This window comes from Bacteroides acidifaciens (assembly GCF_024623065.1).
Lineage (GTDB): Bacteria > Bacteroidota > Bacteroidia > Bacteroidales > Bacteroidaceae > Bacteroides > Bacteroides acidifaciens.
Map to the genome: position 1 here is coordinate 1 of NZ_JANJZR010000112.1, position 9,855 is coordinate 9,855.

Sequence of the window (9,855 nt, forward strand, 5' to 3'; positions counted from 1 at the left end):
GAGAATAATTATACCGATGCAGGGATTTGCGTGTTGAGGTATTGGAGATGAGTAAATTATTCAGGGAACTCTAATTAATCCTATAAAAAAAAGTACAATGAAAAAGTTATCTGTTTTTTTATTTTTATTATGTATAGTGGCTATTGCAGCCATTAAAAAGCAAAGTTCTCATCAAGATAAAGTGAGTTCATTACTTTTATATAATATTGAAGCATTAGCTGCTGGTGAAACTATGCGACCGGTTAGATGTTTGGGTAGAGGATCCATAGATTGTCCTGCATCGCATGATAAAGTTGATTATGTTGCCGAAGGATACAGCCTTGAAAAGTGGCGTTAGCTTTCTGTTTGTTTGTCTTTTATTTCTGTTTTCTTGTAATAATAGCCATAAGGAATATGGAAAAAATGTATTTTCCTATTCTGGATTCCTGCAAGAAAAAGAATTGAGAGGAGAAGTAATAGAGCTTGATACAGCCTTGTTCCGCTATCCTTTTCGGATACGGATAAAAGGGGATAAAGCTATTGTGATGGATTTGCATGGTTCCGAATATTATGGGCACTTATTCCAATACCCAAGTTTCCGGTATCTATCTTCTTTTGGCAGACGAGGCGATTCTCCAACGGAAATGTTGTCAATGGAAAACTTCCGTTTTCATAACCATAAAGTATGGACGTTGGATGCCAACAAAAGCGAATTAACCAGGTTAGATTTTTCTTCATCCGGTGATTCACTGCTTCGTGAGGAAACGGTAACATTGGATGAAGATATACTTCGACCGCTTGATTTTGCCATATATAATGATACGACATTTGTCATTCCTGACTATTCAGGTGAGAGTCGTTTCTTAAAGGTTAGTTGCGAAGGTAAACTTATAGAGAAGATAGGCGCTATACCTACAGCGAATGAGAAAGCTTTGCAAGAAGCCCGTCCGGCATTAGCACAGGCATGGCGTAGCTTTTTAGATTATAATCCCCATAATGGCGTTTTAGCTGCTGTCACTCAACTGGGCGAGGTGGTTGAAATTTATAATTTGAAAGACAGTACTCATGTTGTTCGTATCGGTGAGCATGACGAACCTGAATTCAAAGTATCTGATGGATATGGTATACCAACAGGCATCATGGGATTCAGTGATGTTCAAGTAACGGATAGTGCCATTTATGCGGTGTTTCATGGAACGCCCTTTAAGGAGATAGCGAGACAAAGCGGAAAGCTTCCTGACGGAGGAAAATATATTTATGTATTTAGTTTGCAAGGAGAACCGTTATGTAAATATGTACTCGACCATTATATATATGGTATTTGGGTGGATGAAGCTACTAAAACAATAATGGCGACAGATGTAAATAGCGATCAGCCAATAGTAAAGTTTAGCTTTGGTAGCGTATGAGAGAATTGACTTGATTATAAGGAGCAGAATGATGCGTTTGTTCATCTTGGCGGATTTGCTTACATATCATCTGCTCCTTAACCCCTAAAAAGAAAGGAGGTTATTCAGATACAAACATAAGAATAAAAAATTAATGTAGCAAACTATTGCTATTCTGTTGAAATGATAGATACAGAAGAAAAACGAAAAAGTGCAATTTAAAAAACTACAAAATGAAAAAGAAAATAATGGGGCTTATAGCCGTTGTTGCCATTGCTATCGTTACGGGATACAATGCGTATACTTCGCAGAATAATGCGAAGTTGTCCAGCTTGGCACTGAATAATATAGAAGCTTTAGCTGATACGAGAGAAAGTGGAAGTGAGTGTGTTGGTTGCGTCTATACAAGATTGCAAATCTGTCGAACTTTAGGAGATTGGGGTGCATGTCTTGGTGAATATCGTTCATATATTTAGAAATATAATGAGAACTAAATGTTTATTTGTTGTAGTAGCTGTAATTTGTTTATTTATATCTACATTTTGTGGCTACAATTGGAATGCTAAAACATCTTCAAACTTATTGCTTTGCAACGTTGATGCGTTAGCTAATAATGCAGAAGTTGATTTTGATTTTTGTGTAGTTACATCTGGAATTTGTGTTATATATAGTGATGGATTGGCTATAAAAGGCTATAAACTATATTCCTAAATTTAATGAAGGTGTGATAGTAAGTGTGTAAGAAATATACTTTTCACACCTTCTTATAATTTAATTATGATATTTATATAAGCTATTTTTAATTAGTATATAATGAAACTGAAATATATCTTTATTTTTTTTATATCGATTGTCTTTTATAGTTGTGAAAATAATAAGATAAATAGTCGATTGGATAATTTGTTTACCAGTAAAGTTTTCTTAGAATACGAGAAAATGTCATCAAACAATTATATTTGGGGAACTCCAATGGACATGCTATATTGTGATTCAGCAATTATGGTATTTGACGAAAAGTCAGAAAATGGGTTATTTCATTTAGTAAATTTGAATAATTTAGATTCAATATATGATTTTGGAAAGAAAGGGCAAGGTATTGATGAATTTTTAATGCCTTTTGATTTTCAACTATTTAATAAAAAAACTATAAGTGTTTATGATTTATATAAAAAAACATTGAGCGTTTTGAGTATACCTGAAATAAAAACAGGAATTCGTAATTATTCAATTTTAATTAAGGATACAATTCCTGGGACGATTAAGGTGCTTCCTACAGCATTTAATACTTTTGTATCTTTAGGCTTTTATGAAGATTGTATGTTTAGGCTTTGGGGGTCTGGGCTAATTGAAGAAAAGAAATATGCAGAATATCCATATAGAGACAAAAAGGAACAGCAAATAGCAAACAACTTGCGTGGTATGGCTTATCAAGGTATTATCCGTGTAAATTCAAATATGAATAAGTTTGTTTATGCAGTGAATACTTCTGAAATTATTTATTTTTACAAGATGGATACTGTTGATATTTCTTTAATAAAGAAATATGAGATGAATTATCCTGTTTATAAGACGCAAGTTGACGGAGATATGCGAGCAGCTCCCATTTCATCCTTAAATAATAGTACATTTATTAGTTTGGGTACTTCTCCCCAATATGTATATGCGCTTTACTCTGGTAAGAATTTTAAAGAAAAAGGTTTGGAAGCACTTACTGGTACAATTATTTATGTATTCGATTGGAATGGAAATGCTGTAAAAAAATACGAGTTGAACATTCCTGTCACATTGATTAGTGTAGATGATGAAGATAAGGTGTTATATGCTTTTTCTAATATGCCTGATCCTGAACTAATAAAATTTAAATTAAAATAGATAGGTGATGACGTGTCGATATATTTATGTGTGTTTGATTTGTTTTGTATGTTCTTCTTTGTTTTCATGTAATGAACGAAACAAGAAGAATATAAAAAAAATAGTTGAAGAGTGGAGCTATAAGAAAATAGTATTTCCTAATAACCCCACTTTTACTAGATTTGCTAAAGATACTATTATTGGTTATTTTGAAAAAGATTGTAGCTATAAAGTATTAACGTATATTGATTCAATAGGTTGTCTCCGATGTCATTTGAAACTTGATGCATGGAAGCCTTTTATTAAACAATTAGAAGATACATTTCCGGAATGTAATGTGTTGTTTTTTATACATCCTATGAACAAGAAAAGTGTTGAACATTTGCTTAAAACAGAAAATTTTGATTACCCTGTTTGTATAGATGAGAAAGATAGTATTAATAAGTTAAACCATTTTCCTGTTGAAATGCAGTTCCACACTTTATTATTGGATAAAGAAAATAAGGTGCTAGCGATAGGTAATCCTGTACAAAATCCTAAAATAAAAGAATTATATTTGAAAATAATTTCAGGGGAATCAGCTTATACGCATATTGATAAACCATTAACACAGGTTGAGGTTAATAAAAAATCCATTAAATTAGATAGTTTTGATTGGAAGCAAGAGCAAACAGTAGATTTTATATTAACTAATATTGGTAAAAGATCATTGGTAGTTGAGAATGTAATAACATCTTGTGGTTGTACTACAGTTGAATATTCCAAAGAGCCTGTTTGTTCGGGAAAGAATTTAATATTGACGATAAAGTATCAAGCAGAATATCCAGAGCATTTCGATAAAACTATAACCGTGTATTGTAATGCAAAGGAATCACCTTTACAATTGAGAATTATTGGAGATGCAAAATAAAAGTATATGGTAAAACGAGTAGGGTATTTTCCATTTGTTCTCATTCTGTTATTTGCCTTTATGGGAGGACAGTTGGTAGAGTCACTTTCAAAAGACGAAAAAATAACATCTGTAGAAGCATCTTTACGTTCTTCAGGAGTAAATCGTAAGGAATTGGAGAAAGTACTTCATCATTATCAAAAGAATCCTGCTGATAGTTTAAAATATAAAGCTGCTTGCTTTCTGATAGAGAATATGCCTTTTTATACCTATTCCTATGGAGAACAATTAGAAAATTATAAATCTTACTATACATGGTTGAAAAAGAGCAAAGGTAAAACACCGCAACAAGTAGTTGATTCTATAAAGAAAATATATGGTCCTATGAAAGAGCCCAGTAAGAAGCGGGATATTATGGAGATAGATTCCGCTTATCTATGCCGTAACATTGATTGGGCGTTCAAAGTTTGGCAGGAACAACCTTGGGGAAAGAATATCTCATTTGAAACATTTTGTGAGTACTTACTACCTTACCGGATAGGGGATGAACCATTAACTTATTGGCGTGAAACGTACTATGAAAAATATAATTCGTTGTTGGATTCATTGCGTATGTCTGATTCATTGGATATTGAAGACCCTGTGGTTGCCGCTAATTATCTAATAAGTAAATTGCCTGATAAAAGCTATTATTATACTTCTGTAACGCCCTATCCATTTGGGCATATAGGGCCGGAATATGTACAATACTTATCCGGTACATGTAGGGAAGTGACCGATTTTGCTGTGTATCTATTCCGTGCTTTGGGTATTCCTTGTGCCATAGATTTTGTTCCTGCACGAAGTTACATAAATGCCGGGCATTTTTGGTTGACAACATGGAATAAGGATGGAGAGGAGTATATGACCGATTTCCCGCAAAAATTAAGACCTGTACGTAAGAATTGGTGGTATCGGTGGGATGATAGTTCCAAAGTGTATAGATATACTTTCAGTGTGAATAGAGGCCTGTATGAACAAATGGCAAAGTATGGTGAAGAAGTATATCCTTTTTGGCGTTTGCCAAAATTTACAGACGTAACTTATGGATATGGCTATAATTTTAAGAAAGAATTGGTTATTCCTTTAGACAAACAGTATAAAACAAAACGAAACGGAAAAATTGCTTATCTATGTGTCAGTGCGAGGGATCGTTGGACACCCGTTGATTGGACTGTATATGATGCCGGTCACTTAGCGTTTCAGTATGTACGGAAAGGTTCGTTTATGAGAGTTGCTACCTATGAGAATGGGGAATTATGTTTTTTGACTGATCCTTTTTATGCTGATAAACAGAATGATGAAATTCATTATTACCCTGTAGGAAAAGAGAGGCAAGATGTGGTATTATATGCAAAATGTAATATTGAAATAGAAAACAGGTTCAGAAATAAAATGATAGGGGGAGTTTTTGAAGGGAGCAACCATCCTGACTTTCTGGAAAAAGATACTTTGTTTATTATACAAGGCAAACCTAATCGTTTGAATACGACTGTCAAGAGTTGGTCTGATAAAGAATATCGTTATCTTAGATATTTTGGTCCTGCTAAAGGCTTTTGCAATATTTCGGAAGTCGCTTTTTACGAGAAGAATGATACCGCTGCTCTGTCAGGGAAGATCATAGGGACTCCCGGATGTAGTCAACATGACGGAACGCATGAATATACCAATGTCTTTGACGGGAAAACATGGACTTCTTTTGACTATTTTAAGCCTACCGGAGGATGGGCGGGGCTTGACTTGGGCAGAAAAGTTCGTGTAGACCGTATTGTATATACTCCGCGCAACAGAGATAACTATGTTCGTCCTGATGATTTATATGAGTTGTTCTATTGTGACAGGGATTGGAAGTCTGCCGGAAAAATCAAGGCGGCTGCCGATTCATTGGTATTTCGGGATATTCCCGTAAATACGCTGTTACTTCTGAGAAATCATACGCGCGGACTGGATGAAAGAATCTTTATTTATGAAAACGGGAGTCAACTATGGAAATAAGAACTCATATCAGGCTTGTCGTGGCATGGAGAATAATTGTAATCTCAGGTATTATTTCTCTGATATATGCTTGTTCTTATTCGGAGGAGAAGATTTCGCATCTTTCCGGTATTGTTCCTTCCAGGCATACGCTGTTGGCTGTTACCCCCAGTTTAAGTCTCCAATTAACGGGGGATACATTAAATAAAAGTTACCCGCAGTTGAAAACCGGAAAGGCGTTTCCGATAACTGGTATTTTACGTGTAGACGGCATACTTTATCGTTTCATGGGAGGTGATTCTTTACGTATATCTCCTTTAGCCTCTCTTTCGGAGGATACTGTCGGGTGGACGGGAAAATATTCTTTCTTGTTTCCGGGAAAAGGATGGGAACAGAGGATATATGACGATTCTTGGTGGAGTGAAGGAAAAGGGGCTTTTGGCCCGGTAAAAGGGTATTATTATCCGGCTCATACGCTGTGGGGAGCGGAAAATATTTACGTCCGCAGGCATATCAAGGTGGACAATAAAGAGGTTTTTAAAAACCATAAAGTGTATGCCCGTTATGTATGTGACGATCAAATAAAGCTTTTTTGTAATGGGGGATTTCTGTTAGAGAATGGATTTACGCATCTAACGAAATGTCAACGCTTGACTGATGAAGCTGTTAGTCAAATAGTTGATGGAGATAATGTCCTGGCTGCATATTGCCGTAATACGGGAGGTGCCGGCTTATTGGATTTTGGTTTGTATATCGAAAATAAAACGTATGCCGATGCGAAACCTGCAACTTTGAAAAAGATAGATGTGCAAGCTACGCAGACTCAATTTATTTTCCAATGTGGAGAGGTGGATCTTCAGATTGACTTTGTCTCACCTTCCTTGTCGGAAAAGTGGGATCTGACAGACTGGCCTGTCGGTTTTCTTTCCTATCAGGTCTGTACGGAAAGCGGAAAGGAACATGCGGTGGAAGTTTTGTTCGACGTGGATACGGAGTGGATGTTTGACAAGAGGGAAATTGATAGTTGGATTGAACAGGATTGGCGTTTTGTGAAGTCCGACAGCTTGTATTTGGCTATGGCAGCGGATGAAACAACCTTTTCATGTATGGATGGTCATGCCATCTTGTCTCAAAAGCTGTACGTGGGAAATGAAAGGGATAAGAATAGTAGTGGGGTATTACTTGTCGGATATGAAGAAGGACAGGTGCTACAATATGATGGCGAGGCTCTGTCTCCTCTTTGGAATAGTGATGGGACAAGGGAGGTAAAAGAATTAATGAAATCTGTAGGGAATAGATATAAGGAACTTAAGGCGGAATGTGATATTTTGGATAACCGATGGAATACCAAAGCACTTCAGGCGGGGGATAAGACATTGGCGGAACAAATGCTTCCTGCTTATCGTAATTTTGTATCCTCTCATAGGTTTATGTCATCTTCGGATAATAAGCTTTTTTGTTTTGGTGATACTTTGGGTAATGTCAGAGAAGCTTATAAGAGTTTTCCGGCATTGTTATTCTTTCATCGTACCGACTGGATGAGAGGTTTGTTGGATCCCATATTCGAGTACTGTGAAGATATTCATTGGATCAAGAACTACCCACCGTATGATATAGGCTTGTATCCTGTTGCCAGTAAACAGGTGAAATTAGAAAACTGTGCCGTAGAAGCGGCTGCCAATATGCTGATGATGACAACTGCTATTGTAGAAGCGGAACAGGACTTTGATTATGCTGGTATGCATTGGGAGCAATTGGAGGTGTGGGCGGATTATCTGCAACAGAAGATGAAGAAAGAGACATATCCTATCATCGGGTTGTTGGATGAAAATGACGAACGTGTGAAATGTGTGTTGGGGCTGGCAGCTTATTATAAATTGATTCAATTAAAGGGAAACTTATGAGCATGATAAAGAGAATTCGGGCGATATTGGAGAATTTTGCTTTCTTCATATTCTGTATGGTGGTTATTCTGTTCTTGATGCAACTGTTCTGTTTTACTTCATTCAGGATACCTTCGGATTCTATGGAACCTGCATTGAAGGACGGCGACCGGATACTGGTCAATAAGATGATAAAGGGGGCTCGCCTGTTCGATGTGTTTGCAGCCTTGGATAATGAGGATGTCACTATCCGCAGGATGCCCGGATGGGGGAGTTTCAAGAGAAATGATATACTGGTTTTTAATTTCCCTTATCAGATGAACCGTTGGGACAGTGTCCGGATGGATGTAATGCAATATTACGTAAAGCGTTGTATTGCTTTGCCGGGGGATACATTGGAGATTCGTGGGGGATTTTATAAAGTACGTGGTTGTGACGAACAGTTGGGAAACTACGATGCCCAGCAATATCTGGCGAATCTGAAGCATCCGGAACAGCATGGCATTGTGGTAGGTACATTTCCTTATGACAAACAACTGGGCTGGACGATCCGCGAGTTCGGACCTTTGCCGATTCCCAAGAAAGGTCAGATAGTAATGATGAACCGTACGAACTGCCTTTTATACCGGCAATTGATAGGGTGGGAACAGAAGAAGAAACTACGTATAAAAGACGGACAGATAGTATTGGGGGACAGCGTTATTACCCAGTATCGCTTTAAAAAGAACTATTATTTTGTTTCCGGTGATCATATGGCAAATTCGCAGGACTCGAGATATTGGGGGATGTTGCCGGAAGAATACATTGTAGGTAAAGCTACCCGTATCTGGTATTCGGAAGATAAATTTACGGAGAAACCCCGTTGGGACAGAATTATGCAGAAAATCAAATAAAGAACGAAAATAAAGTTGGAATTGATGCGGATGACACAGAAGAATATGGCGGATGTGATAACTCTTACAGGAGTTGCGGCAATTTTGAGCGTAGTAGTTTTTGCTACTTCGAATGATATTCCTGTCGGTGAAATGGCATATCAAAAACTATGGTTGGGACGCATGCTTTTTGTTTTCGTCGTTTGCTGTCTATTATCCTTTTGTCTGAATAGAAAAAACTATTTGTCTTTTCCAACTATCGTGACATGGGTATTGATTATATTGGGAGGAATCGAAGTTGTCTGGGGATTGAGACAGATATACGGCCTGGCTGTTTCCAATCATTCTTTATATGCGCTTACAGGATCTTTCTATAATCCGGGACCTTATTCGGGATATTTGGCGATGATATTCCCGCTTTGCCTGTATGAATGGCTAAGCTTGAAAGAAAAAACAGAACGTACATGGGCGGAACAGGGAAAGTATTACATCGCATTAGGAGTTATGCTGTTGATTCTTTGTGTACTGCCTGCCGGAATGAGCCGTTCGGCTTGGATTGCTGCCGCAATATCGGGTACATGGGTATATGGGATGCACGTTTCATGGGGAAGTAGATTAAAGGAATTTGGACGAAAATATAAGAAAAAACTAGTATTGGCTTGCATTGCAGGCAGCGTTATAATCATAGTGGCAGGTTATGCTCTTTTTCAGCTAAAAGCGACTTCTGCCAACGGACGCTTGTTCATGTGGAAAATAAGTAGTATGGCAATTGCCGAAAGTCCGGTTATAGGACATGGCACAGGGAACTTTGTTTCAGCTTATGGCAGAGCGCAAGAAAACTATTTTGCAAATGGGGAATTTTCGGAGACAGAAGAGTTGGTGGCAGGTAGTCCGGAGTATGCATTTAATGAATATCTGCAAGTGGCGATGGAATATGGGATTCCTTTCTTATTGGTTGTCTCGCTGGTAATTGCATTTTG

At 37.3% G+C, this 9,855-nt stretch carries 9 protein-coding genes; all 9 read left to right on the forward strand.

The annotated features are described in order from the left end of the window. The first annotated feature begins 97 nt into the window (after positions 1 to 97). Complete coding sequence (locus NSB03_RS19030; RefSeq protein WP_024988901.1) at positions 98 to 337, forward strand: NVEALA domain-containing protein; 240 nt, start codon at positions 98 to 100, stop codon at positions 335 to 337. After that, complete coding sequence (locus NSB03_RS19035) at positions 300 to 1,388, forward strand: BF3164 family lipoprotein (protein WP_024988902.1); 1,089 nt, start codon at positions 300 to 302, stop codon at positions 1,386 to 1,388. Before NSB03_RS19030 ends, NSB03_RS19035 begins: the two co-directional genes overlap by 38 nt. 212 nt (positions 1,389 to 1,600) lie before the next feature. Beyond that, on the forward strand, positions 1,601 to 1,843 hold the full coding sequence (locus tag NSB03_RS19040) for an NVEALA domain-containing protein (RefSeq protein ID WP_136015041.1): 243 nt from the start codon (positions 1,601 to 1,603) through the stop codon (positions 1,841 to 1,843). A gap of 337 nt (positions 1,844 to 2,180) precedes the next feature. Further along, a complete protein-coding gene (locus tag NSB03_RS19045; protein WP_024988733.1) occupies positions 2,181 to 3,239 on the forward strand; it encodes a BF3164 family lipoprotein in 1,059 nt (352 codons plus the stop codon). 28 nt (positions 3,240 to 3,267) lie between these two features. Next, a complete protein-coding gene (locus NSB03_RS19050; RefSeq protein WP_434219055.1) occupies positions 3,268 to 4,128 on the forward strand; it encodes a DUF1573 domain-containing protein in 861 nt (286 codons plus the stop codon). Positions 4,129 to 4,134: 6 nt separating this feature from the next. Further along, positions 4,135 to 6,141: a discoidin/SUN/FTP domain-containing protein gene (locus NSB03_RS19055; protein ID WP_257466582.1), complete on the forward strand. Its 2,007-nt coding sequence runs from the start codon at positions 4,135 to 4,137 to the stop codon at positions 6,139 to 6,141. After that, positions 6,132 to 8,024 (forward strand): glutaminase domain-containing protein, encoded by a 1,893-nt coding sequence (locus NSB03_RS19060; RefSeq protein ID WP_024988732.1) that lies wholly within the window; start codon positions 6,132 to 6,134, stop codon positions 8,022 to 8,024. Before NSB03_RS19055 ends, NSB03_RS19060 begins: the two co-directional genes overlap by 10 nt. Beyond that, positions 8,021 to 8,896, forward strand: a complete 876-nt coding sequence (gene lepB, locus NSB03_RS19065) for a signal peptidase I (protein ID WP_257466583.1) — start codon at positions 8,021 to 8,023, stop codon at positions 8,894 to 8,896. The genes NSB03_RS19060 and lepB overlap by 4 nt, the downstream gene beginning before the upstream one ends. A 30-nt stretch (positions 8,897 to 8,926) precedes the next feature. Further along, on the forward strand, positions 8,927 to 9,855 hold a 929-nt coding region (locus NSB03_RS19070), incomplete at its 3' end, for an O-antigen ligase family protein (RefSeq protein WP_257466584.1).

Excerpts from the sequence above, each read along its gene's own strand:
- NSB03_RS19035 (WP_024988902.1), top strand. The coding sequence starts at position 300 with ATGTTGCCGAAGGATACAGCCTTGAAAAGTGGCGTTAGCTTTCTGTTT.
- lepB (WP_257466583.1), top strand. The coding sequence starts at position 8,021 with ATGAGCATGATAAAGAGAATTCGGGCGATATTGGAGAATTTTGCTTTC.
- NSB03_RS19040 (WP_136015041.1), top strand. The coding sequence starts at position 1,601 with ATGAAAAAGAAAATAATGGGGCTTATAGCCGTTGTTGCCATTGCTATC.
- NSB03_RS19060 (WP_024988732.1), top strand. The coding sequence starts at position 6,132 with ATGGAAATAAGAACTCATATCAGGCTTGTCGTGGCATGGAGAATAATT.
- NSB03_RS19030 (WP_024988901.1), top strand. The coding sequence starts at position 98 with ATGAAAAAGTTATCTGTTTTTTTATTTTTATTATGTATAGTGGCTATT.
- NSB03_RS19055 (WP_257466582.1), top strand. The coding sequence starts at position 4,135 with ATGGTAAAACGAGTAGGGTATTTTCCATTTGTTCTCATTCTGTTATTT.
- NSB03_RS19045 (WP_024988733.1), top strand. The coding sequence starts at position 2,181 with ATGAAACTGAAATATATCTTTATTTTTTTTATATCGATTGTCTTTTAT.